This is a genomic window from Rhodococcus sp. 105337, assembly GCF_012844225.1.
GTDB lineage: Bacteria > Actinomycetota > Actinomycetes > Mycobacteriales > Mycobacteriaceae > Rhodococcus.
On the sequence record NZ_JABAGQ010000008.1, the window covers coordinates 161309 to 185567 of the forward strand.

Sequence of the window (24259 nt, forward strand, 5' to 3'; positions counted from 1 at the left end):
ATTGTGTGCTCTGGCGGACGGTGCGGCATAGGTTGTGATCAACGCCCAACGTGTGTGTCGTTTCGCGAGGAGAAATCATGACCGAGCACGACCCGGAACTGCAGAAGCTCTACGACGATTTCGAGGCCGAGCATCTCGATCCGTTGTGGACGCAGCTCGGGGACCTCATGCCGATGGCGCCGACCTCCAAGGCGGTTCCGTTCGTCTGGAAGTGGTCGACGCTCTACCCGCTCGCGCAGCGCGCGGGCGACCTCGTGCCCGTCGGGCGCGGTGGTGAACGCCGTGCGATCGCCCTGGCGAACCCCGGCCTCGGCGGAGTCCCGTACATCACGCCCACCCTGTGGGCAGCGATCCAGTACCTCGGCCCGAAGGAAACCGCACCGGAGCACCGCCACTCCCAGAACGCCTTCCGATTCGTCGTCGAGGGTGAAGGCGTGTGGACCGTCGTCAACGGTGACCCCGTCGCGATGCGCCGCGGTGACTTCCTGCTCACGCCCGGGTGGAATTTCCACGGCCACCACAACGAGACCGATCAGCCGATGGCGTGGATCGACGGTCTCGACATTCCGTTCGTTCACTACACCGACACCGGATTCTTCGAGTTCGGTTCGGACGGCGTGACCGACGAGGGAACGCCGGACATCTCACGCTCCGAGCGACTGTGGGTCCATCCCGGTCTGCGTCCGCTCGTCGGGCTCGACCGCAAGACCAGCTCGCCCATCGCCTGCTACCGCTGGGAGCACACCGATCGCGCCCTCACCGAGCAGCTTGCGCTCGAGGACGAGGGTTACGCCGCGACGCCCGAGCCGGGCCACGCCGCGATCCGCTACACCAACCCGACCACCGGCGGCGACGTCATGCCGACGATCCGCGCCGAGTTCCACCGTCTTCGCGCCGGTGCGCACACCCGGCCCCGTCGCGACGTGGGGTCGCTCGTCTTCCAGGTGTTCGAAGGCCAGGGTCGCTTCGATCTCGGCGGAACCCCGCACGAAGTTGCCAAGGGCGACATGATCGTCGTCCCGTCCTGGGTCGAGTGGTCGCTCGAAACCGATGAGGGCGTCGACCTGTTCGCGTTCTCGGACGCACCCATCGTGGAGCGTCTGCACTTCAACCGCACCATCATCTCCGAAGGAGCCTGACCCACCATGCGACTTGCAACTCTCCGACTCGACGGCGCAACCGCTGCGGTGCGTGTCGACGACGACTCCACCGCCACCGTGATCGACGGCTACGCCGATCTGTCCGAACTGCTGAACGACGCAGACTGGAAGGCCGTCGCCGAGAAGGCAACGGGCAAGACCGTCGACCTCGCCGATGCCGACTACGCACCCGTCGTCCCCAGCCCCGGCAAGATCGTGTGCGTCGGACTCAACTACGCCACCCACATCCAGGAGATGGGTCGCGAACTCCCCGAGTTCCCGACGCTGTTCTCGAAGTTCAAGGAGGCCCTCACCGGCCCGTACGACGACGTGATCGTCCCGGCGTACGCCGGTTCGCAGCTCGACTGGGAAGCCGAACTCGCCGTGGTCATCGGCAAGCAGGCGTACCAGGTGTCCGAGGCCGACGCCGAGGAGTACATCGCGGGTTACTCGGTCATCAACGACTACACGATGCGCGACTACCAGTACCGCACGCTGCAGTGGGACCAGGGCAAGACCTTCGAGAAGACCAGCGGCTTCGGCCCCGTCCTCGACACCGACTACAAGCTCGGCACCAAGATCGAAACCCGCCTCGAGGGTGAGGTCATGCAGTCGTCGAACACCAACGATCTGGTGTTCACCCCGGCCAAGCTGGTGGACTACATCTCGCACATCGTCACGCTGCAGCCGGGCGACGTCATCATCACCGGCACCACAGGTGGCGTGGGCCATGCCCGCAAGCCGGCACGCTACATCCAGGACGGCAACGTCTGCGAGGTCACCATCGAGGGCCTCGGGTCCGTCAAGAACAAGACGATCATCAAGTAGGAGAAGGAAGACCGTGGGATTCAACGATCTCGAACTCTCCGAACGCCTGCTCATCGCACGGCGCGGCACGGCGTACCTGTCGCAGCGGCTCGCGGAACTGACCGACGACGAACTCGCCGGACCCACCCTCCTCGACGGGTGGACCCGCCAGCACCTGACGGCGCATATCGGGTACAACGCGGCCGCACTGTGCCGGTTGATGGATTGGGCTGCCACCGGTGTGGAGACCCCGATGTACGCCTCCACCGAGCAGCGGGCGCAGGAGATCGCCGAGGGCGCCACGCTGAGTCCCGCCGCGCTTCGTAACCTGTTCGCTCACACCGTGGCCCGGCTCGACGAGAAGTGGCGTCACCTGCCGGAGTCCGCGTGGCAGGCGCAGGTCCGGACCGCACAGGGCCGCTTGGTTCCTGCCGAGGAAACTGTCTGGATGCGCACGCGTGAGGTCTGGATCCACGCGGTGGATCTCGACAACGGCGGACGCTTCGGTGATTTCCCGAAGGTGGTCCTCGAGTCGCTGCTCGACGACATCGTCGGCATGTGGCGGAAGAAGGAACTCGGCGCGGGTATCGCACTCGAGGTCGACGGCGGCAGCACGATCGCCGTGACGCCGGACGCGGAAGCCATCCACGTGGTGCGCGGTTCGCTTCCCTCAGTGGTGCGGTGGGCTGCCGGACGCGGCGCCGTCGGCGTCGAAGCCGGAGACCTGACGCCCCCGCGCTGGCTCTGATCCGATCGAGACGAAAGGCCCCTTCCATCCGAGATGGAAGGGGCCTTCGCCATGGTGTGACCTAACCGGTCGACAGCGACCGAGGCACGAAGAGCCCTCCGCGCACGCGCGGAAGGGCTCTTCGTTCCGGTGGTCCACCTCGCCGGACGGCGAGCAGGGGCCTAGGTGTGCGTACCGTCCTGCTCGGTGTCCTGAGGTCCGGAGTCGTGGTCCGGGTGCTCCCGGTCGTGCTCACGATGGTGGGCACCGGGTCCGCGCTCGTCGCGCAAGCCGTCGCCCGGTCCGCGCTCTGCACGAGGTCCGCCACCCTCCTCGGGTCCGGTCTCGCGGTCCGAATGCGGTCCTCGCGGTCCGTCGGGCCGCTCTCCGCCGTGGCGCGTGCGGTCACCCGGTTCGCGTTCGACATCACGCTGCGCGTCCGGAGCCGTCGCCGAGTCCGGACGTTCGCGGCCCCGATCGGTGGAGTCGTGGGTGTCCTGGCCGTCCTCCGCTTCCTGCGTGCCGTCCTGGGTCTGTGCCGTCACCTGGCCCGGACCTGTGGGCTCGTTGGAGTCCACTGCGGTTGCGATCCCCACCGAACCGGCTGCCACGGCCACTGCCGCGACACCCGCGATGAGCCATCGCTTGTCGATGCGCATTTCCGCACCCCTTTCCTTACTGGTCCTCAGTACCGAAGGTAGGAGCGGGACATGAAACATTCCTGAGAAAGAAGTCAGAAATCGACGTGCATTTCGGACCGGATGGGTTGTGCTGCACAGGGTCTTGTGTCCGGAGGCACACACACAGGGGGCCCGCACCGATCGGTGCGGGCCCCCTGTGCTCGGCCGTGTCAGGCGAGCGATTTCGCCATTCCTCGCTGCACGGCAGCGATGATCTGCGGGCGCAGTTCGGCGGCGGGAACGATCCGGTGCACCGAGCCCATCCGCTGGGCACGCTGGATGTTGTGGATCGCCTCGAACTCCGCAGCGACCTCGCCGAGCTTTTCGGACCGTACCGCGACGCGCAAGGCGCCCAGTTCGACACCGAGACGGGACTTCTCCCCGTCTTCGGCTGCCGCCAGACGTGACTCGATCTCCGTGATGCGGGGATCGCTCGCCGTGCGCTTGTTGACGTCCCGGGTGAAGACCACCGCGGCAGCGGGAGCGCCGCCGAGAACGGACGCGAACGAGCCTTCGACCGCAAGTACTTCCATGTTTTCGTTCAGTGCGCCCGAGAACACGACGAATGCTCCGCCGTGGTACCGGGACACCACCACGAAGACGATGGGACCGTCGAAATTGACGATGGCCCGGCCGATTTCGGCGCCGTACTCGAGCTGCAGGTTGCGCAGCGACTCGGGTGATCCGTCGAAGCCCGACAGATTCGCGAGCACCACGAGCGGCCTGTTTCCGCTTGCGGCATTGATGGCGCGGGCCGTCTTCTTCGACGACTTCGGGAACAACGTCCCGGACGTCCATTGGTCCGGCCCGTCTGTCGGGAACCAGCCCTTGCGGGGGATGGCGCGCGACTCGATCCCGATCACGCTGACCGGGGTACCGCCCAGGTGCGCGTCGAAGACCACCGAGGTGTCGGCGTCGGCCATGTCGGCCCACCGTTCGAGCACGGCGTGGTCCTGGTCGACGACCGAGCGCATCACGGTGCGGATGTCGAACGGCTTTTTGCGATCCGGATTGGTGTCGGACGAGAAGATCTCGCCGACCGTGGTGAAGTCGCTCGACGGGTGGACGTGCGGGTAGAGGCGCACGTCGCGATCGACCGGGTCGGCGGAGTCGGCTTTGCGCGGGAAGCGCTCGCCGGGAGCGACATAGGCGTGCGCGTAGTGCGCAAAGAGGGTTTCGACCGCTACTCGGAGATTCGGCGCCCAGTACTGGGCCTGGCCGTTCGGACCCATCACGCGGTCGTATCCGCCGATACCGAAGTTGTCCTCCGCGGACACTCCACCGGAGTAGTCGAGCGACTGCTTACCGGTGAGCACCATCGCGCTGTCCGGGGTCATGACGAGAATGCCCTTGGTGTGCATGAGCATCGTCGCCTCGGCGTTCCAGTACGGCTGCGCCCCGACGTTGATACCGGTCACGACGATGTTGATCTCGCCGCCGTTCTGGGTGAACGTGATGATGCGGCGCAGACCCCGCGACACCCAGTCCATGTTCTCGGTACCCGAGTCCATCGAGATCGTGGCACCCGACGACAACGCGAACCACTCGACCGGCGCACCGAGACTCTCGGCAAGGTCGATCGCGGCCACCAGGCGCGAGCACTCGGCTTCGGCGACGGTGCCCAGTGCCTTGGTGGGATCTCCGAACAGAGCAACCCGGGTCATGCCCTCGGGATAGCGGGGCGTCGGAGTGTCCACGATGCCGACGATGAGGCCGGCGGTGTTGCGGCCGTACGGGCGGTCGACGGCGCCGAACTGTCCCTGCTCGTCGAAGTCGTACTCGACGAACGTACCGTCGCTGCCGGTCAGCAGCGGAATCAGCTCGTAGGGGTACACGGTTCCGCGGGCCCGCGAGCGCTGCACCTTCTGGGTGTACTCGTCGAGCGGCTTGAGCGGTTCCTTGGGCGGCTCGGTGACCCGCACGACGACACCGGCGCCGGAGCGGTACGAGAAGCGCAACGCGACTTCACGCGCGGGCTGACCCGGGTTCTCGCGCAACCATCCGATGACGGTGATCTCCTCGAGGCCCGCACCCACGGTCAACGGTGCGGCACTGCGGGCGATCCGGCGCAGATCCTTCACGTCGAGGTCGACGACGGGCCAGACGTAGAGGACCACACGGTTCGTATCGAGGCGTCGTCCACCGCGTGCGGCCTGGGCGCGGCGCATGCCGTCGAGCGAACTCGCGAGGGCACGTTCGAAGGCGGGCAGGCTCACGATCCGGCCGCTGTCGTCGCGCTGCTGGGTCAGATCCCGCACCTCGGTGAGGGCGATGAAGCGCTCGTCGGACGGATTGTCCCGCGCGACAATGTGATAGAGGTACGTGTCCGGGTTGGAGGGCAGGCGCGTGCCGTCGAAGTTCTTCAGTCGCCACAGATCGAGACGCTGCCCCGTCAACGGGTGGATGTCGCGGATATTGCTTTCCTCGGCGTACCCGGATTCGTAGGCGCGGAAGGTGAATACGTGCTCTTCGGCGATATCGGTGTGGCACACCGTCACCGTCACGCGTCGTGCGCGCGCGATGATCTCGCGGGTGGACAGGACCGAGGACAGCGCCGCGGCCTGAGCGTCCGCGTCGGCCGGCGCGTCCTCCCAGGCGACGTACAGGTCGATCACCAGGTTCTCGACACCGGGCAGCGTCGACGCCGATTGCTCGATTGCGTCGAGTACCGAGGTGAGGCCGGAATGCGATGTCTCCGCGGAGATCAGGTACAGCCGGGTACCCCGCAGATCGAAGTTACCGGTGACGAATTGGCGCCCGTCGACGACGCACGACCGCACGTCCTCGAGGGTCCGGATCTTGTAGGCGCGTCGCGTGATGACTTCGAGCAGCGGACCGGGGACGGTGCCGGGGCGTGAAATCTGCTGGGCGAGAAGGTCGATGAGAGGTTCGGGCGTGGTGACGAGGGACTCGATGCGCTGCGAGTAGTCGGCAGCCTGCGGGTGCTCGGCGAGGTAGGCGAGCGAACCGCGCACCCCGTCGTACACCTGCTCGCGCGCCTTCCGGATCATCGGCTCTTCGAAGTAGCTGTAGCGCAAGTTGCGTGCGGTGTCGCCGATGACCGGGAAGCGGACCTGCGTCGCGACGATCAACCGGTCGAGGACTTCGTTGAGTTCGTGGGAGACGCCGGCCTCCGTGTCGTGGCGGTCGGTCCAGCGCTCGAGCAGTGCGGTGACGACCGGCACGTGCGTCTCGATACGTTCGAGCGCGAGGAACAGCCGGTATACGGCGTCTTCGAGGTCGGGGGTGCGCGCGAGGTCGGTCACGTCGTAATGGCGCAACGCGCGCGAGAGGCGAGCACGGAAGCTGTCGGGCAGACCGCCTACTTCGACGTCGAGCGACTGCAGATAGCCGTGGAAGAACTCGCGGGGGCTGTGCACGCGGTCTTCGGTGTTCCGCTCTTCGTCGGTCGGACGGTTGCGCGAAAGGTCGCAGACGTCTGCGAACGTGGTCAGCAGAGCGAGTTCGGCGCGCACGAGATCACACGACCGCACACCTGCCGAGAGACGCTCGTACTCGGCGAGAAGCGCCGCGGTCCGTTTGGCCGAGACGTCGTACCCGGTGATGAGCGCTCCGAGCGAATCGAGCCGCGCCAGCGCATCCGCAGCGAGATCGTCGCTGAGCGCCGGTCCGGGGGTGGGGAACTCCACGCGCTCGACGGCTTCGGTGACGACTTCTTCGACGATCTGGTCGACGCGCAGCAGCGGGGCGCCGGCGTCCACCTGGGCGTTGACGACGGCGAGGATCTCGCGGACCTTACCGGCGAACGGAGCGCGGACCGCGGTCTCCATCTTCATCGACTCGAGAACGACGAGCGTCTGCCCGGCTTCGACCTCGTCGCCGACCGCGACGGGGACGGCAACGACGACAGCGGGCGCCGGAGTGCGGACGACTCCGGCCTCGTCCTGGCTGATCTGGTGGCTGATCCCGTCGACCTCGACGAGGAAATGGGCGGGCCCGGCTATCGAGACGACGTGGTGGCGGCGACCGTCGAGCGTGAGCCGCGATTCGTAGTCTCCGAGACGTTCGAGTTCGACGTCGAACTCGGTCACTCCGGTGTCGAGCCGGTAGCGGTGCGGTCCGACCTGGCCGACCACGAGTTCGTACGCCTGACCCTGGTAGCTCAGTTCGATCTTGCGGCCGACGGCATGTCCGGCGCGTGGCCGGCCGCCGCGTGCGGACGCGAGGAACGCGGTGCGCTCGCGGGCTTCGTCGGCGTTGTAGACATCGACGGCGGTTGCGACGAGTGCGATGTCGGCGACTCGCGTCGGCCCGGACTCGCTGCCGGCACCGGAGCGGTCGAGCCAGCCGGTGTCGGCGGACGCGTCGACGACCTCCGGGCGGTCGAGCAGGTCGAGCAGGAACGATTTGGTCGTGGTGCCTCCGTCGAGGACGACCGTGGTTTCTCGCAGGGCGGTGCGCAGGCGTGCGAGCGCTTCGCCGCGGTTCCGTCCCCAAGCGATGACCTTGGCGACCATCGAGTCGTAGTCGGGAGGAATCACGTCTCCCTGCGCGATGCCCGTGTCCACCCGCAGGCCGGACCCCAGCGGGAATTTGAGCAGTTGCACCGTGCCGGGCGCGGGCGCGAAGCCGTTGGCGGCATCCTCGGCGTTGAGCCGTGCCTCGACCGCGTGGCCGAATTCCGGCGGGCAGTCACCCACGAGGGGCTCTCCGGAGGCGACGAGGATCTGGAGTTTGACGAGGTCGATGCCGGTGGTGACCTCGGTGATGGGGTGTTCGACCTGCAGGCGGGTGTTGACCTCGAGGAAGGTGAACGTCTTCAAGTGCGGCTGGTAGAGGTACTCGACGGTTCCGGCGCCGCAGTATCCCGCGGCCCGGACGAGGTCGGCGGACACCGAGCGCAGGTGGTCGGACTGTTCCGCGGTGAGCAGCGGGGAAGCCGATTCCTCGATGACCTTCTGGTTCTTGCGCTGGATGGAGCAGTCACGCACGCCGGGAGCCCACACGTTGCCGTGCGTGTCGGCGATGACCTGCACCTCGACGTGGCGCGCGTCGGTGACGAGGCGTTCGATGAAGACCACGGGGTCGCCGAAGGACCGTTCGGCTTCGCCCTGCGTGCGCTCGAGTGCCAGTTCGAGTTCGTCTTCGGCGTAGACCTTGCGGATGCCGCGACCGCCGCCGCCGGAGCGCGCTTTGATGATGAGCGGGTAACCGATGGCCTGGGCATGACGACGCGCATCGGCGCGGGACTCCACGGGTCCGCCGGACCACGGGGCGACCGGCACCCCGACCTTCTCGGCGAGCAGTTTGGCTTCGACCTTGTCACCGAGGAGACGCATCGCATCCGCGGACGGACCGATGAATGTGATGTTCAGCCGCGCGCACAGGTCGGCGAAGACGGGATCTTCCGCCACGAATCCCCAGCCGACCCAGACTGCGTCGGCTTTCGCTTCGAGGAGTGCGCGCTCGAGTTCTGCGTGATCGAGGTAGGAAGTCGCGGCCGTCGTCGAAGGGCGAAGGGTGACGCCTTCGTCGGCCTGACGGACGAACATGGCACGGCGTTCGGCGTCCGTGTGCAGAGCGATCGTCTTGATGCCGTAGCCGTGTTCGGAGTTGAGCTCCCGGACTGCCCGGATGAGGCGGACTGCCGCCTCACCCCGGTTGACCACTGCGATCCGCTTGAACATACTCGTTGCCACCGTTCTCCATGGTTGTGCGCGTGGGTGCCGCGCGTCGAAAGCTCCACCCCGATGAGGAAGACAATTTATCCGGTCTTCGGTTCCTACGTCACGGATCGGTAAACGTGAGCGGGAACATCGATCGGTCGGCTCCTCGTGCTGTGTGGTGGGCATGCGTGTGTCGATCGCCGACGCTGTGGTTCTGTCGAACCGAATCGTCAAGGCGGTGCGAACGCGCCCCTGTCCTCATCCGGTGGCCGTCGCCATCGACGACACACACCCCCGTGCGGATGGAAACGCCCCGTACGGGTAACAGCATGGCCGAAACATGAGGCTTTGTCACGTTTGGCTTCCCGAATCGGCGTGACCTGCGGAAACCGTTCCTTTTTCGGGTCTCGAACGTTGCCGTACAGGGCTTTTCGGGGGTCGTCCGCGGGAAAGAAGGCCGGCTGCGGTGGGCTCGTTCGCTCGTACCGCGCGGTAACACCGGTGGGTAACTTGCAGCGGGGCCGACTGCCCTCGTCGTACCGCCGGGTAGGCGTTTGTGCCGCAACGATTTTGACAATCCACGAGCGCATGTGGACCGATGGAGGATCGTGCCCGGCTCTTTCTGTGACATCGATCACGAATGGTGAATACGGCGTCCGCTCAATCGAACTGATGCGCCCGCACGCGCGTGCCGAAGTCTCGTCCGGGCAGTGCGAGGTCCGTCGCCGGGCCGATCGAAGACCGCGGTTTTCTGGGACAGTGGAAGACAGTAAGGCGACGAGGAGGCCCCGATGCCCGGCTCAGACCGACCCGAAGTATCCGACGAGTTCGAAACGCCCGGCCTGCGACGGAAACGCATCGCGGGACAGGTGCGCCGCTGGTGCGACCGGTGTGCCATCGACGGCAGGCACGGCCCGCTCTCGGATGCGGCGGCACTCGCGCTGGCCGCGGGTCATCTCGACGAATCGGCACGCACGGTCCTCGCGAACCGGCGGCGTGCCGGTCGGCGATTCCCCACCGTCGACGGTTTCGGAGCGTTGCGCCTTCTCTCCGACGAGCATGCTCATCTCGTGGCCCGCCTGGGCAAGCAGCGTCCCGGGGCCGCCCGCCTGGTCCTCGAATACCGCGCGAACGAACTCGCCAAGCGCCTCCGCGCTGCCGAGCAGACCATCGTGCATTCGCCGTCGCACTACGCGCAGGGTGTGCGTGCGGTTCGCAGGGATCGCCGCGATGGGCTCCACCTCGAACTCGATCAGCGAGAAGCGTTGTTCGCGGCGTTGCGGCAGACTCCGGCGCCGCTGCCGGTCGCGCCCGCCGAACAGGCCCGAGGTGCCGCCCTGTCCGTGGCGGTGGACCGTGTGTCGCGGTGGTCGGAGCGCACCCCCGCCGCAGACGCCGGCCGTCGAGCGGCCGATCTCCTCGCGCGCCGGATGCCGGAGGACGACGACCGGTTCGTCGACCGGTACGACACCCTGTTGTTCCTGGCGGGCTCCCTCTACGACCGGATCGAGTCGTCGGCGGCGTGGCGCTCCGAGTACTTCGCGGTACAGCGGGCCCAGCTCGATCTGGCCGAGGAAATCACTCAGATCGCCGTCGATACGGTGTCGTTGCGCGGACTGCTCGCGGAATTGGGCGCCGCGATCGGGAGTATCCCGGGCGAACGGGGCGCCGGCGCACGGGCTGCGCTGGACGCGCGGGTCGCGGCGCTCGATCCCGTGTGGGACCAGCTTCTCGCCCGGGTGGCGGCGCTCGCCAGGATCGGCGATCTGCTCGGAAACGCGGAAAGCCGGATGGGCATGGTCGATGTCGCACGCCGCACCGCGAGCCTCGACGAGCGTATCGACGATCTCATCGGGCGGTCGGGCGCGCGCGAGCTCTCGGCCGAGAACACCGACTTCGTCGGCGACCAGTTCGGGTCGGCCGCGGAACTCATCGGTTCGCTGCACACCGCGCTCCGGAGCGACATTGCGGAGCTCACCGGCAAGGATTGACCGTGTCCGTTGTGTCCGGTCACAGGTTTCCCGCGTGTGGCAGGGTCCGGCCACCCAGTCCCCAAAATGTGAGACGCCTCACTGGTGCAAATGTCCGATTCGGTGGTAACTTCCTCGCGTTCATCTGGGGGTCGAATGACGGGGGTGGCGTGGGTGTTTGCACGACGGGTATCGGCAGGGGTAGCAGCCGGAGTCATGGCGATGGTCATCGCAGGATGCGGGGGGGATCCTGCGGTGACGGTGGTCGACGATCCCCAGCTCGAATCAGCGTTCAGCGAGGTGCTCGCCGGCGGTCAGGAACGCACGCTGGGTGATCTCGCGCAGGTTGCGGACCTGCAGGGGGAGGACTGGGACCGGATGTACTACTTCCGTGTTCCTCTGCTCATGAGCGAGGTCAACCGCATCCTCGATACCTCGGGTCTCGTGTGGAAGGACCTCCCGACGGTGGGCGCCGAAGGGATGATCGTGTTCATGTCGGAAGGGCGCGTGGTGCACGCGGTCGTCGACCGCGCGCCTGCGCTTGCGCTCAGCGGGTTCGCAACTGCCGACTCGGTCGTCCGCGCGGATACCTCGGGCGGGCTGGAGAGAGTCGGTGTCGAGGCGAAGGGCAGATAAGACCGGACGTCATGTTTGTCCGGATCGCGGTGTACGTTTCTATCGGAAGAGCAGTCGATCTTTCCGAAGAGGTGCACGGTGGCGCGGGTAATCGCGACGATCAACCTGAAAGGTGGCGTCGGTAAGACCACGACGACCGCGGCGTTGGGCGAGTTCATGGCCGCCGAGTTCGGGCAGCGGGTACTGCTCGTCGACCTCGACCCCCAGACGAACCTCACCACCATGATGATCGGTGAGGAGCGCTGGAAGGAACTCAACGAGCTCGACCGCACCCTTGCGGCGCTGTTCCGGGGTGCGATCGAATCCGATACCGCCTCGTTCGACATCGAGAAGGCCCTTCAGCACGACGTCTCGCCGGTCCGGGCCGTGCGCGGGGTGGATCTCCTGGCGTCCTCGCTCGATCTCATCGAGATCCAGGAGGGTCTCAGCCACCGGCAGTATGCGGACCCGGGGTCGCATCGGCCGATCGAGATCCTCACGAAGGCGATCGAACCGATCGCCGATCGATACGACTACATACTCCTCGACTGCCCGCCCAACCTGGGCATGCTCACGCTTAACGGTTTGAGATCGGCCGACGGGTATCTGATCCCGACTATCCCGGACATCCTGTCGACGTACGGAATTCCCCAGCTGCAGAAGCGTATTCAGGAGTTTGCGCAGCGCACGGGTCATCCCCTCCGGGAAATCGGTCTGGTCATCACGAAGTATCGCAGCGCTTCCAACCTCCACCGCAGCATCATCGAACAGTTGCAGCGTGACGACCGGATCGCCGATGTCGTACCCGCGTGGGTTCCGGAAGCGAACCAGATCGCCGCCTCCGCGGAGTTCGTGCCGTACGGCACTCTCAAACGCAAGTACGGCAACACGGGGCAGTTCGACGCGCTGCGGATTCTCACCGAGACGATTCTGATGAACGCGCAGGTGTACCTGTGACGAAACCGGACACCGGCGAGGCTCGTCTGCGCATGCAGATCGGCGAAGCGACCGCGGCACTGCTCAGGCTCGACGACACCGCGCCGGGGACGGCGGGACAACTCGTCGCGCTCGTCCGGGTCGTCGCCGACGAAGCGGCCCGTACGCCCCGCTTCGCGAAGTCGCTGTCGACCGTGCTCTCGCAGGGAGCGTTGTCACCGGGAGCGGGACCGGCATCCGGGCCAGGAGGCGCCTGGAACGTCCGATATGCGCTCGGTGCGGCGGACCCCGAAAACACAGCCCCGGCTCACGACACAGCCCCGGAAGGGAGCGTAGCCCCGGCGCAGAAAGCGCCTGCTCGTCGCGGCAAGCGCGCGCCCGGCCCGTTCGACCCGTTCGCTGTCTACCGCGAAGCCGGCGAGCCCGGGCTGCGGGTGCAACTCGACGTCCTCGACGCGGAGCGGCTCAAGGACATCATCGCCGAGCACGCGATGGACTACGACAAGCTCGCGATGCGGTGGCGCACGCCCTCGAAACTGCGTGATCGCATCGTCGAACGGGTCAAAGCCCTGACCACGAAGGGGGACGCATTTCGGTGATGCTTCACAGAAACTGTCGTTACCAGGCTGAGACCCGTAGGGTTACCAGCAGACCCCCCGAGTTGTGCGGCGACGCCGTCACGCCACCTCGCGTCGGTTTTCGTGCACGAGAGAAGGACAGCAGGCATGGGTGATATCGCAGGTCAGGGCATGGCCGCTTTTGTGACGGACGTTCAACAGCGCGGCGGACGCGCAGAACCTCTCGACGACCAGCGCACCGTCAAGGTCCGCGGTACGGACGGGGTCAAGCGGGTGGTCCGCGTGCGGACCACCGAGGGCGGACCGTGGCTCGCACGTCGGCAGGACGGCATCGCCGGCAGCGACGAGACCGGGTCGTCGCACTGGGTCTTCGTCGACCTCGGGCAGAAGCCCCCCGCGTTCTATATCGTCGAGTCGGCCGAGATCGAGGCCGGGATCGAGGAAGAGGTCGCGCTGTGGCTCACCGAGCGCCCGGGCCGGACCGCGACCGGGAGTCATCCCATCCCGCTCAGTGGCGTTGCGCACGGCCTCGACCGCTGGGACCTGCTGGGGCTCGACGCGGTCAAGGACACCACTCGTACGTGCGCTCCCACGCGGCGCAGCCCCCGCCGGACGGCAGCCCCCGCAGCGCGTCCCGCAGCGCAGCCGGAAGAGGTCGACCCGCGCGTCGCGGTGTGCGCCGATGTCGGCGGTTACCGCGTGCAGGGACGCTTCGACACGACTACGGGCGCGCTCGAGATCACGCGGGGACCGATGGAGGGGCGACGTTTCCCCGACCCCACCACCGCCGCCGACGCTGTCGCGGGTTTCCTCAGCGGCGACATCGAGTCGCACGACGGAGACACGTTCTGGCGTCTCGACGGACCGAAGGCCCCCGCGCTCGGTGAGTACCTCGCACGTAGCAGCTGAGCGGTCGGCGAGCGGCCCTGCGCGACCCGTGCCCGCGTGGCCGGGCGGTTACGACACCGGGGTGTAGTCGGTACCCGTCCGCAACCACAGCGCGCCGGCTCCGGCGGTTGTTCCCTGCTCCTTCAGTTCGCGTTTGAGGATCTTGTTGGTCGCGGTGACCGGCAGGTCGGCGTCGATCCGGACGTGGCGCGGCCACGCCTTCGGTGACAGATCTGCCTGAGCAGCAAGGAATTCGGAGAACTCATCCGGGGTGAGTGTGGTGTCGTCGCGGAGCACCATGGCTGCCATCACCTGGTCGCCGACGTGTTCGTCGGGAACACCGTAGACCGCGACCCGGCTCAGTTGCGGGAGCCGCTGGAGGATCCGTTCGATCGGTGCCGCCGCGAGGTTCTCACCGTCCACGCGCATCCAGTCCGCGGTGCGGCCGGCGAGATAGATCCAGCCTTCGGCGTCCTTGTATGCCAGATCTCCCGACCAGAACATGCCGTGCCGCATCCGCTCGTCGGTCGACTCCTGATCGTTGTAGTAGCCGGTGAAGAAGCCGCCCCCTTGCGTGTTGACGAGTTCGCCGATGGCCTTGTCCGCGTTGCTCAAGGCACCGTTGTGGTCGAACTCGGCAGGTGCGCACTGCGTGACGGTGACGGAGTCGTACACCTCCACCCCGGCGAGTCCTTTTCCGATGGAGCCTTCGGGCGTGCCCTCCTCGCGGGTGATGATGACGGCTGTCTCCGTCGAACCGAAGCCGTCCCATACGGTGCACCCGAACCGCCTCGCGAACTCGTCGATGTCGCGGTCGGTGGCCTCGTTGCCGAAGGCCACCCGCAGCGGATTGTCGGCATCGTCCTTCTGTTCGGTCGTCGCCAGAAGGTATGCGAGAGGCTTGCCGACGTAGTTCATGTATGTCGCTCCGTAGCGGCGGATGTCGTCGAGAAAGGCCGACGCGGAGAACGTCGCCGGCGCCATGGCTGCGCCGCTGCACAGCGACACGCACCACCCGGCGAGGATCGCGTTCGAGTGGAACATCGGCATCGACAGGTAGGCGATGTCGTCCGAGGTGATCGAGAAGCGCGACACCAGGTTGTTGCCCGCGAAGATCACCATGATCTGAGCGAGCAGAACGGGTTTGGGGTCGCCGCTCGTACCGGAGGTGAAGATCAGCATGAACGGGTCCATCATCTCCACCTCGCGGTACGGCTCGAGGGGAGGCGCACCTTCGACCAGCAACCGCCACTGCGGGCTCGCGACGTCGAGCACCGTGATGTCGCCGAGATCGAGTCCGTCGAGGAGCGGGGCATGCGCCGGATCGGTGAGCACCACCTGGCAATCGGCGCGTCGGATGTCTCCGGCCAGGCTCTCGCCGCGTCGCGTGGTGTTGATGCCGACGAGGGGGAACCCTCCGAGCCCTGCGGCCGCCACAGCGTGCAGCATGTCGGGTGTATTGCCGAGTAGCGTGCCGACATGCACCGGCCGGGTGTGGTCGAGAATCGAAAGCAGTGCCGAGGCCTGAGCCGACGCCTCCGTCAGATGCTCTCGCCAGGTCCAGCGTCCGGTGTCGTGAACGATCGCCGCGGTGTCGTCGTCGAGTAGTGCGCGCAGTGCCTGCTGAACGGTGTCGGCCATGGTGATCGTCCTCAGTGTGGTGGGAGGGGAGAGACGGGGTCGCCGGAGACCTCGGGGGTGTCCGGCTTCGGAGTCGAAGAGTCCGCGAGATGCCTTGTCAGGAAGAAGATCTGGTGCGTCACTGCCGGCTCGAACCAGTCTTTCCCGGGCCACACGTCGAAGTGGTCGCAGGGATAATGGCGAACCTCGGCGCGCGCCCGGAAGGCCGCCTGGGCAGCGGAGTGGGGTGGCGCACTGCGATCGAAGTCCGCGATCTGCACCAGTACCGGGCACCGGATCGACGCGGCGTGGCGGCCGGGGCGGTAGGTACCGAGTTCCAGCACGATCGTCGCGTCGACTTCGTTGCGCCACGTCGGGCCCGCGATGGCGAGATAACCCTCGCGATGCCCGTCGAGATTCAACGCTGCGATGTCGCCGGGTTCCCCGACCAGCGGAATCATGTTGGCACCGCGACCGATTCGTGACCCGATTTTGCTTCGAACGCCCGTGGCGGTGGATCTCAGCAGGCTCGCCGCCGGTGTGTGGCGCGCGGCGAGCAGTCCGGCGGCGAGGCCGTCGACCAGCGGTGTGAGTGCCACAACCGCTGCGATACCCGAGTCGTGTGCGGCGATCGTCAGGACATGACCGCCCGACAGCGAGACACCCCACAGTACGACGCGATCCGGGTCCACTCCGTCGAGGCGCCGCGCCGCGTCGATCGCGGCGCGGTAATCGGCCAGTTGGCCGTCGAGGTCCACGCGCTGACGGTCGTCCCCGCCGGACGAGCCGAACCCCCGGTAGTCGAACGCCACGACGTGCATCCCCGCATCGGCGAAGCGTTCCGCGAACGGGGTGAGTCCGGAGTCCTTCGTTCCTCCGAGTCCGTGCGCCATGATGACGACCGGCGCTCGTCCGGACGCGTCGAGCCGTCCCGGTTTCGCGGGGAAGTGCCAGGCGTCGACATCGGCGTCGCGTGACCGGAACTGCAAGGAGTGGAATGTCATCGGTCGCCTCCGTGGGCACGGGCAAGTCCGGCCGGCAGTTCGTGTGTGCGGATGTCGTGCTCGTACGCGAAATAATCGAGTTGCTGGGTGTGCCGTGGACGATCCAGCATGTGCCCGGTGAATTTCTGCTGGTCCGCGACGATGACCCGTTCCATCTCGTCGTCCGCGGGCAGTGCGTAGCGGCCGACGGCATACGCGGCGATCACCCGCGCCTGACATTCGACGAAGGGGAACAGCGTCGGCGTCGCCTGTGCGAAACCGGCGAAGGCGAGGTCGGGGAGTCCCGGTGCGAAGATCCGTTTGTAGAGCGCGATGTGATTGTCCGGCGCACTGAGGAAAGCGGGTTCGAAGAACGGGAACGTGATGTTGTAACCGGTCGCGTAGACGGCGATATCGATCTCGGTCGAGCTACCGTCGACGAAATGCACTGTGCGGCCGTCGAACCGCTCGATGTCGGGTTTCGGGGTGATGTCGCCCGACCCCAGACGCAGTGGCAACTCCACCGACTGCGTGGGGTGGGCTTCGAAGAATTTGTGGTTGGGCGACGGAAGACCGTACAACTCCGGCCTGCCGGAGAGCAGGGGTTGCCCCCACTGTGCGAGCTTGCGCTGCCAGGCCAGCGGTACGTAGGGCACCGTCCGGTAGTACTTGTCGGCGGGGCGCCCGGCGATGTACTTGGGAACGATCCACGCACTCGACCGAGTCGAGAGCGTCACCTCCGTCCGAAGCGTTCTCGACGACAGTTCGACGGCGATGTCGGCGGCACTGTTGCCGATGCCGACGACAAGAATGCGCTTGCCCGCGAAATCGAGCGGGGTCTGCGGATCGATGTAGTGGTGGGAGTGCATCGCCACCCCGGTGAAGTCGCCCGGAAATCGGGGGACCCGGGGGTCCCAGTGATGGCCGTTGGCGACAACGAGGAACTCGAACCGCCGGGTGCCGCCGTCTGCCAGGTCGAGTTCCCAGCCCCCTTCGTCCAGGCGCCGGGCGCGGAGCACCTCGTTGCCGAACTCGATGTTGTCGCGGAGGCCGAAGGCGTCGGTATATCCGTCGAGGTAGTCCTTGATCTGGGAGTGGTGAGGAAAATCGGGATACGACGCCGGCATCGGATAGTCCTTGAACGACAACTGATGCTTCGACGTGTCGATGTGCAGCGAACGGTAAGCACTGCTGCGTCCGTTGGGGTTACCGAAGGCCCAGTTCCCGCCCACGCGATCGGACATCTCGAAGCACGTGTAGGGCACGCCGTAGTCGGACAGCATCTTGCTCGTGGTCAGGCCGCTGATTCCCGCGCCGATGACAGCGGTACTCGGTGCCGACATGTATGACCTTCCCCCAACGTCGGGTGAATCCGGAGTGTTCGGTGACGACGGTCACAATGTAGAACACGTTCTCGGGTAGAGCCATGCCTTGTCCGCGCCGCCGGGACCACACCGCCGCACCGGCGTGGATCGCGGTTACTTTCCCGGGTTCGTGGCGTCCGGCAGCGGCGATGCCATCGCGGCGAGGTGCGCGAGTAGATCGGGGTAGCGGCGCGTGTGGGCGCCGCCGTTGAGGTCGATCGTCGCTCCGGTCATCCAGGTCGCCGCATCGGAGGCGACGAACGCGACCACCTCGGCGACCTCCTCAGGACGTCCCGCGCGTCCGAGAGGGGTGTTCTCGAGATAGTCCTCGCGCAGACCGGGCACCAGTGCGACCCCCGCCGTGAGCGGGGTGTCGACCAGTCCCGGGGAGACGGCGTTCACTCGTACTCCTCGTGCACCGAGTTCGAGCGCCGCAACCTCGGTGAGCATGAGGACGCCCGCCTTCGCCGCACAGTACGCAGCCATTCCGGGAGCGGGTTGCCGTCCGTTGAGCGACGCGATCGTGGTGATGCTGCCGCCGTCGCGCACCACGCGCCCCGCATGCTTCATGACCAGAAAAGCACCGGTCAGGCACACGTCGACCGTGGTCTGCCAGTCCTCGAGCGCGAGGTCGGTGATGCGCCCCGGCATCGACACCCCGGCACATTCGACGACCGTGTCCGGAGCGCCTTCGCTCGCCACCACCTCGGCGAAGAGCCTTTCGACGCTGCTCTCGTCGGTGACGTCGGCGGTGCTCGCCCGGGCGCCTGCGCCCAGTTCGCCGGCCCGCGCGCGAGCGGCGGCCCCGTCGATGTCCGCGATCACCACGGTCGCTCCGCGAGTGTGAAGAAGCCGGGCCGTGGCCCAGCCGATTCCCGACGCCCCGCCGATCACCACTGCTGTCCTGCCGTTCATGGACCGATCCTCCTCGAGCCGACACCCGGAACACGCGTACCGAGGAGTCTGGACAGTTGTCCGGTGATTCGGCAAGGTAATCGCCCACAGCGTGAAACGACGACGCTGTGGCTGTTCCGAGTTACGCCGGAGAGAAACGAGTGGCTGCCGTGTCCAGAACCCTGTTCGCGACCCGTTTCGACTTCCGTGCGCCCGGTGCGACACCACGCGACCGGCAGGCGCTGTTCGCGCGCGCACTCGAACAGGTCGAGTACGCGGAATCCACCGGGCACGACGTCGTCATGCTTTCCGAACACCACGGTTCGGAGGACGGGTACCTGCCCAGTCCGCTCCCGGTCGCCGCGGCGTTCGCGGCCCGGACCCGCACGATCCCCATCACTGTCTCTGCGCTGATCGTCAATCTTTACGACCCCGTGCGGCTCGCCGAGGACATCGCGGTGATCGACCTGCTGTCCGGTGGCCGGGTGTCGTATGTGTTCGCGCTCGGATATCGCACCGAGGAGTACGCGCTCTATCGCCGACCGTGGACCAGTCGCGGGCAAGACACGGAAAACGCACTCGAACTGGTGCTCGAGGCACTGCGGACCCAGCGAGTGGACCGCGCCGGGCGGGTCGGCGCCGTGACCCCGGCACCCTTGTCCCGCCCGCACCCCGTCGCCTATTACGGCGGTGGCACACCGACCGCTGCGCGCCGGGCAGCAAGGCTCGGCCTCAATTTCCAGCCCCAGATCGCCGACGAAGCGCTACGCGACCTGTACCGCGCGGAATGCGAGAGGCTCGGGCGCCGGCCCGGGCACGTGATGATGCCCCCGCCCGGACCGGCAACGGTGTTCTGCGCAGCCGATCCGGACGAATTCTGGGCGCGGTACGGGGATCATCTGCTCGCCGATGCCCGGGGCTACGCCGCATGGCACCAGAGCGGTACGGCGTTGTCGCACGTGTTCGACCGATCCACGACGATCGAAGAACTCCGTGCCGCGGGCACCTATGTCGTGGATACGCCCGACGGCCTGATCCGCCGGTGCAGGGAGGGCTTTCTCCCGGTCGTCACCACCCATCCGCTCTGTGCCGGAATGCCGGAGGAGCCCTCGTGGGAGAGCATGCGGTTGCTCGGCGAAAAGGTCGTTCCGGCACTACGTGAGGATCGAAAACTAATCACCGAGAACCGCTCCGCGGGATAGGTACACGCCTTACTCTGGGACGCATCTGCTTGCCCCGCAGGCTGAGGACGCACGCCGTCGAACGCGTGCAGGTCCGTCTGCATCGTCGAGATCGTCGCCCCGTGCGGCGTGAGGAGGCCCGATGAACGCGGTGATTGCTCCGGTCGAGGCGAAGCGGCCGTATCCCCCTCGACGCAAGCCGAAGGGCGCGGTCATTCGCGACCTGATCACCACGACCGATCCGAAGACGCTCGGGTTGATGTACATCGTCACCTCCTTCGTCTTCTTCCTCATCGGCGGGCTGCTGGCGTTGCTGATGCGCACCGAGCTCGCGCGTCCCGGCTTGCAGTTCCTGTCCAACGAGCAGTACAACCAGCTCTTCACCGTGCACGGCGGAATCATGCTGCTGATGTACGCGACCCCGGTGGTGTTCGGGTTCGCGAACTACATCCTCCCGCTGCAGATCGGCGCCCCCGACGTCGCGTTTCCCCGGCTGAACGCGTTCAGCTACTGGCTCTTCCTGTTCGGCTCGCTCACGGTGGTGTACAGCCTGGTCACCCCTCGGGGTGCCGCCGACTTCGGGTGGACGTCGTACATGCCGCTGGCGTCCGAGGAACACACGCCGGGTGTCGGCGCGAACCTATGGTTCCTCGGCCTGGTCATCACGGGTCTCGGCACCATCCTGGGCGCGGTCAACATGATCACCACGGTGGTCTGCATGCGCGCTCCGGGCATGACGATGTTCCGCATGCCCATCTTCACCTGGAACATCTTCATCACGATGATCCTGGTCCTGCTGGTGTTCCCGCTGCTCGCGGCAGCGTTCATGGGGGCGATCGTCGACAGGGTGCTCGGGGGCCACATCTACGATCCCGCGACCGGTGGCGCGATCCTCTGGCAACACCTGTTCTGGTTCTTCGGCCACCCGGAGGTGTATGTCGTCGCGCTGCCGTTCTTCGGCATCGTCTCGGAAATCTTCCCGGTCTTCAGCCGCAAGCCGATCTTCGGCTACAGCGGCCTGGTCTACGCGACGATCGCCATCGCGGCGCTGTCGATCGCCGTGTGGGCGCACCACATGTATGCGACCGGCGCGGTGCTGCTGCCGTTCTTCGCGTTCATGACGTTCCTGATCGCCGTCCCGACGGGCGTGAAGTTCTTCAACTGGATCGGCACGATGTGGAGAGGGCAGATCACCTTCGAGACACCCATGCTGTTCGCCGTCGGTTTCATCATCACGTTCCTGTTCGGCGGTCTGTCCGGCATCATCCTGGCGAGCCCGCCGCTCGACTTCCACCTGCACGACTCGTACTTCGTCGTGGCGCACTTCCACTACGTGCTCTTCGGCACGATCGTGTTCGCGACGTACGCCGGCATCTATTTCTGGTTCCCGAAGATGACCGGGCGCATGCTCGACGAACGCCTCGGCAAGTGGCACTTCTGGCTGACCTTCATCGGCTTCCACACCACCTTCCTGGTGCAGCACTGGCTCGGTAACGAGGGCATGCCGCGTCGCTACGCGGATTATCTGCCCTCGGACGGGTTCACCACGCTCAACACGGTCTCGACGGTCGGTGCGTTCATAGTGGGTGCCTCTACGCTGCCGTTCGTGTGGAACGTGTTCAGGAGCTACCGCTACGGCCAGGTCGTCACGGTCGACGACCCGTGGGGCTTCGGTAACTCGCTCGAGTGGGCAACGAGTTGCCCGCCGCCGCGGCACAACTTCACCGAACTACCGCGGATCCGGTCGGAGCGCCCCGCGTTCGAACTGCACTACCCGCACATGTCCGAGAAGATGCGCACCGAGGCGCACGTCGGGCCGGGCAGCAACAAGCGCGAGGTCAACGTGCTCGAAGGGGCCAACCGTTCCCCGTCGGACAGCACCGACGAAAACCGGTGACCCGGCCTCCCGTGCCTCAGTGCCCGGGAGGCAGATCGGGGACCCCGATCACGAGAGCACGTGCGTGCCGCTTCACAGCGGCGGTGTCGCTCACGCCGAGAACGTCGAGCGACGCCGTCGCGAGCATCTCGGGGAGCTTGGCGTCGACTCGTTCGTCGTCGGCGCGGATCGCGATGGCCGACTCGACGAGCCGGAACGGTAGGCCCGCCCGGGGATCGTTCTCTCCGACGATCTCGGCCGCCAGATCCCGATAACGAACCGCCAACTGCTCCCGCTCTGCCCGGAAACGCCCGAACTGCTCGGTGCGCACTTCGGGCAGCAGATACAGCGCACCGAGATTCCATCTGCCCGCGCACAACTGCGCGGTGTCGAACCAGGCCAGTGCGCACAACCGCACCGCCGCGGGGTGATTGTCATCCAGGCCCGCGTCGAATTCGATCGTGGGCTCGACGGTGTCCTCCAGCAGTGCGACGAGGATGTCGTTCTTCGTCGCGAAATGGTTGTAGAGCGACGCCTGACGGATGCCCACCGCGTCGGCGATGAGCCGGGTCGATGTCGACGCGAACCCCCGGGTGGTGAAGAGTTCGGCTGCGGCATCGAGGATTTCGGCACGCGCGGTGGCGCCGGGGCGACGTGGTTCTCGTAGCCGGGGACGGCCCGGTCCTGCGTGGGTCACTCCCTCACCATGGCACAACGGTCGTGTGCGCCGCGCGGTCGTGTCCGGCCGTGAGAACTCCGAAATCCGGACGAAACATGGGTCACGGAGTTGTTACGCCGCGGCAATTCCCCGAATATGCGCGCTCGGAAAACTGTCGAGTGACAGTTTCCCCGAGCGCCACGATCGGAGCACCATGACCGAGACCCTCGCGACGGCCACCACCCACGCCGCCCGCGCCCACGCACGGGCACAGTCGGGCATCGTCACCGACGGCATGCCCACCGTTCCGGCGTCCGCGTGGCCGGCCGCTCCCACCGGACGCGCCGCCTCCCTCGTCTGGGCCGAGACCGTGCCCGGTGGCCGCTACACGAGCAAGGTGCTTGCCCGGGGAACTCGCCTGCGACTCCGCGACATCCACGGTGCGGCCTGCGCGAACCTCCTGTTGTTCCGCGCCGACGCCCCGCACGAGCGGCTCAACGTCGCCGACACGCTGAAAGTGCCGTGGCAGGCGTATCTGGGAACCGGCCATCCGCTGCTGTCGGATCAGGGCCGGGTGCTCGCCACGATCGTCGCCGATACCTCCGGCCGCCACGACGCGCTGTGCGGCACCACGCACCTCGCGGGAAACACCGCGAAATACGGAGCGGGAGAGTTGCACTCGGAAGCTCCCGCCGGACGGGAACTCTTCACGGTCGCCGCCGCGAAACACGATCTCGCCCCGCGCGACCTGCCCCCGTCGCTGTCGTTCTTCCACGGCGTGCGCGTCGAGGACGACGGCACGCTGACGAGTACCGGCTCGGCGGGGCCCGACACCTACGTCGAATTGATTCTCCACCTGCCGGTGATCGTGCTGCTCGCCAACACCGCGCACCCGCTGGACCCGGCAGAGGACTTCCCGACCAGCACACTCGAAATCCTCGCGTGGCGTGCCCCCGCCGACCTCGACTCGCTCCCCGCTACCGACCCCGAATACCGACGCGCCGTGCTCAACACCGAAGACGCCTGGGCTGCCGCTGCTTCCGGAATGGAGAACTGACATGACCGCCACGCTCGACTCCACGGACCTCGCCCTCGTTTCCGGCCGCGTCCTGCTCGACGAGGTCGTCGGGGTCCGCGGACCCTGGTCCACTGTCGTCGCCGCGGGCGACGTGCTCACCATCGTCGATCTCCACGGCAACCAGGCCGTCGACACCCTCGTCTACGACGCACACGACCACACTGCCCGCTACAGCGCCGCAGCCACCGTCGCGGGGCAAGGAAACCTGTTCCTGACCACGGGATCGGTACTGCGCGACGCGGACGGCGGACCGCTGATGACACTCGTCGCGGACGAGGTGGGCATCCACGACACGGTCGGCGGCGCGTGTTCGCAGGAATCGAACACCCTGCGCTACGGGCATCACACCAAGCACCAGCATGCATGCGTCGAGAACTTCCTCATCGAAGGCGCGAAATGGGGCCTCGGCAAGCGCGACCTCGTGTCCAACATCAACTTCTTCATGAACGTGCCCGTCGAGCCCGACGGCACCCTCGGCATCGTCGACGGTCTGTCGGCTCCCGGCAAGCGCCTCGCGATCCGGGCCGAACGCGACGTACTCGTCCTCGTGTCGAACTGCCCCCAGATCAACAACCCCTGCAACGGTTTCGATCCGACTCCGGTGCGGATGATCGTCACCCGGCCGCGGGAGGCATGAG

General features: G+C 66.8%; 19 protein-coding genes. 12 read left to right on the top strand and 7 right to left on the bottom strand.

The features are described from left to right. Positions 1-77 precede the first annotated feature (77 nt). From HF886_RS14460 to HF886_RS14470, 3 genes are read left to right on the top strand one after another with little or no spacing between them, the layout of a single operon-like run. Positions 78-1139: a cupin domain-containing protein gene (locus HF886_RS14460; RefSeq protein ID WP_169652654.1), complete on the top strand. Its 1062-nt coding sequence runs from the start codon at positions 78-80 to the stop codon at positions 1137-1139. Between the two features lie 6 nt (positions 1140-1145). Then, positions 1146-1967 (top strand): fumarylacetoacetate hydrolase family protein, encoded by an 822-nt coding sequence (locus HF886_RS14465; RefSeq protein WP_169652655.1) that lies wholly within the window; start codon positions 1146-1148, stop codon positions 1965-1967. Positions 1968-1980: 13 nt separating this feature from the next. After that, positions 1981-2694 (top strand): maleylpyruvate isomerase family mycothiol-dependent enzyme, encoded by a 714-nt coding sequence (locus HF886_RS14470; RefSeq protein WP_169622674.1) that lies wholly within the window; start codon positions 1981-1983, stop codon positions 2692-2694. A gap of 161 nt (positions 2695-2855) precedes the next feature. On the opposite strand, the gene HF886_RS14475 is transcribed toward HF886_RS14470, so the two are convergent. Next, a complete protein-coding gene (locus HF886_RS14475) occupies positions 2856-3332 on the bottom strand; it encodes a hypothetical protein (RefSeq protein ID WP_169652656.1) in 477 nt (158 codons plus the stop codon). Between the two features lie 191 nt (positions 3333-3523). Further along, complete coding sequence (locus HF886_RS14480) at positions 3524-9001, bottom strand: carboxyl transferase domain-containing protein (protein WP_169652692.1); 5478 nt, start codon at positions 8999-9001, stop codon at positions 3524-3526. A 770-nt stretch (positions 9002-9771) separates the two neighbouring features. Between HF886_RS14480 and HF886_RS14485 the strand changes: the two genes are divergently transcribed. The 5 genes from HF886_RS14485 to HF886_RS14505 all read left to right on the top strand — a co-directional run bounded on the left by HF886_RS14485 (position 9772) and on the right by HF886_RS14505 (position 13988). After that, complete coding sequence (locus tag HF886_RS14485; protein WP_169652657.1) at positions 9772-10971, top strand: hypothetical protein; 1200 nt, start codon at positions 9772-9774, stop codon at positions 10969-10971. A 195-nt stretch (positions 10972-11166) separates the two neighbouring features. Beyond that, on the top strand, positions 11167-11586 hold the full coding sequence (locus HF886_RS14490; RefSeq protein ID WP_240952687.1) for a hypothetical protein: 420 nt from the start codon (positions 11167-11169) through the stop codon (positions 11584-11586). 78 nt (positions 11587-11664) lie between these two features. Further along, entirely contained in the window at positions 11665-12522 is an 858-nt protein-coding gene (locus HF886_RS14495) for an AAA family ATPase (RefSeq protein ID WP_169622677.1), read from the top strand. Then, a complete protein-coding gene (locus HF886_RS14500; RefSeq protein ID WP_346765373.1) occupies positions 12519-13100 on the top strand; it encodes a hypothetical protein in 582 nt (193 codons plus the stop codon). The genes HF886_RS14495 and HF886_RS14500 overlap by 4 nt, the downstream gene beginning before the upstream one ends. Positions 13101-13226: 126 nt before the next feature. Beyond that, positions 13227-13988, top strand: a complete 762-nt coding sequence (locus tag HF886_RS14505; protein WP_169622678.1) for a hypothetical protein — start codon at positions 13227-13229, stop codon at positions 13986-13988. Positions 13989-14036: 48 nt separating this feature from the next. Here HF886_RS14505 and fadD1 read toward each other — a convergent pair whose 3' ends face one another. The 4 genes from fadD1 to HF886_RS14525 all read right to left on the bottom strand — a co-directional run bounded on the left by fadD1 (position 14037) and on the right by HF886_RS14525 (position 18849). Further along, a complete protein-coding gene (gene fadD1, locus HF886_RS14510) occupies positions 14037-15608 on the bottom strand; it encodes a fatty-acid--CoA ligase FadD1 (protein ID WP_169652658.1) in 1572 nt (523 codons plus the stop codon). An 11-nt stretch (positions 15609-15619) separates the two neighbouring features. Then, positions 15620-16591, bottom strand: a complete 972-nt coding sequence (locus HF886_RS14515) for an alpha/beta fold hydrolase (RefSeq protein WP_169652659.1) — start codon at positions 16589-16591, stop codon at positions 15620-15622. After that, positions 16588-17913: an NAD(P)-binding domain-containing protein gene (locus HF886_RS14520; protein WP_169652660.1), complete on the bottom strand. Its 1326-nt coding sequence runs from the start codon at positions 17911-17913 to the stop codon at positions 16588-16590. The genes HF886_RS14515 and HF886_RS14520 overlap by 4 nt, the downstream gene beginning before the upstream one ends. Positions 17914-18048: 135 nt before the next feature. Then, on the bottom strand, positions 18049-18849 hold the full coding sequence (locus HF886_RS14525; protein WP_206038789.1) for an SDR family NAD(P)-dependent oxidoreductase: 801 nt from the start codon (positions 18847-18849) through the stop codon (positions 18049-18051). A gap of 149 nt (positions 18850-18998) precedes the next feature. On the opposite strand from HF886_RS14525, the gene HF886_RS14530 reads away from it, so the two are divergent. Together HF886_RS14530 and ctaD are read left to right on the top strand one after the other, a co-directional pair. Then, positions 18999-20030: an LLM class flavin-dependent oxidoreductase gene (locus HF886_RS14530; protein WP_169652661.1), complete on the top strand. Its 1032-nt coding sequence runs from the start codon at positions 18999-19001 to the stop codon at positions 20028-20030. 121 nt (positions 20031-20151) lie between these two features. Continuing rightward, positions 20152-21906 carry a cytochrome c oxidase subunit I gene (gene ctaD / locus HF886_RS14535; RefSeq protein WP_169622682.1) on the top strand — a complete coding sequence of 585 codons (1755 nt, stop codon included), beginning with the start codon at positions 20152-20154 and terminating at the stop codon, positions 21904-21906. 16 nt (positions 21907-21922) lie between these two features. Here ctaD and HF886_RS14540 read toward each other — a convergent pair whose 3' ends face one another. After that, on the bottom strand, positions 21923-22582 hold the full coding sequence (locus HF886_RS14540) for a TetR/AcrR family transcriptional regulator (RefSeq protein WP_169652662.1): 660 nt from the start codon (positions 22580-22582) through the stop codon (positions 21923-21925). A gap of 175 nt (positions 22583-22757) precedes the next feature. Here HF886_RS14540 and HF886_RS14545 point away from each other — a divergent pair, with 175 nt between their 5' ends. Both HF886_RS14545 and HF886_RS14550 read left to right on the top strand, forming a co-directional pair. Continuing rightward, positions 22758-23600: an urea amidolyase associated protein UAAP1 gene (locus HF886_RS14545; protein ID WP_169652663.1), complete on the top strand. Its 843-nt coding sequence runs from the start codon at positions 22758-22760 to the stop codon at positions 23598-23600. A 1-nt stretch (position 23601) separates the two neighbouring features. After that, positions 23602-24258, top strand: coding sequence for an urea amidolyase associated protein UAAP2 (locus tag HF886_RS14550; RefSeq protein ID WP_169652664.1), 657 nt, complete (start codon positions 23602-23604; stop codon positions 24256-24258). Position 24259: the final 1 nt, after the last annotated feature.

Bases quoted from the DNA above. Each gene is read 5' to 3' on its own strand.
- HF886_RS14460 (WP_169652654.1), top strand. From the start codon at position 78: ATGACCGAGCACGACCCGGAACTGCAGAAGCTCTACGACGATTTCGAG.
- HF886_RS14465 (WP_169652655.1), top strand. From the start codon at position 1,146: ATGCGACTTGCAACTCTCCGACTCGACGGCGCAACCGCTGCGGTGCGT.
- HF886_RS14475 (WP_169652656.1), bottom strand. From the start codon at position 3,332: ATGCGCATCGACAAGCGATGGCTCATCGCGGGTGTCGCGGCAGTGGCC.
- HF886_RS14480 (WP_169652692.1), bottom strand. From the start codon at position 9,001: ATGTTCAAGCGGATCGCAGTGGTCAACCGGGGTGAGGCGGCAGTCCGC.
- HF886_RS14485 (WP_169652657.1), top strand. From the start codon at position 9,772: ATGCCCGGCTCAGACCGACCCGAAGTATCCGACGAGTTCGAAACGCCC.
- HF886_RS14490 (WP_240952687.1), top strand. From the start codon at position 11,167: ATGGCGATGGTCATCGCAGGATGCGGGGGGGATCCTGCGGTGACGGTG.
- HF886_RS14505 (WP_169622678.1), top strand. From the start codon at position 13,227: ATGGGTGATATCGCAGGTCAGGGCATGGCCGCTTTTGTGACGGACGTT.
- fadD1 (WP_169652658.1), bottom strand. From the start codon at position 15,608: ATGGCCGACACCGTTCAGCAGGCACTGCGCGCACTACTCGACGACGAC.
- HF886_RS14515 (WP_169652659.1), bottom strand. From the start codon at position 16,591: ATGACATTCCACTCCTTGCAGTTCCGGTCACGCGACGCCGATGTCGAC.
- HF886_RS14520 (WP_169652660.1), bottom strand. From the start codon at position 17,913: ATGTCGGCACCGAGTACCGCTGTCATCGGCGCGGGAATCAGCGGCCTG.
- HF886_RS14525 (WP_206038789.1), bottom strand. From the start codon at position 18,849: ATGAACGGCAGGACAGCAGTGGTGATCGGCGGGGCGTCGGGAATCGGC.
- ctaD (WP_169622682.1), top strand. From the start codon at position 20,152: ATGAACGCGGTGATTGCTCCGGTCGAGGCGAAGCGGCCGTATCCCCCT.
- HF886_RS14545 (WP_169652663.1), top strand. From the start codon at position 22,758: ATGACCGAGACCCTCGCGACGGCCACCACCCACGCCGCCCGCGCCCAC.
- HF886_RS14550 (WP_169652664.1), top strand. From the start codon at position 23,602: ATGACCGCCACGCTCGACTCCACGGACCTCGCCCTCGTTTCCGGCCGC.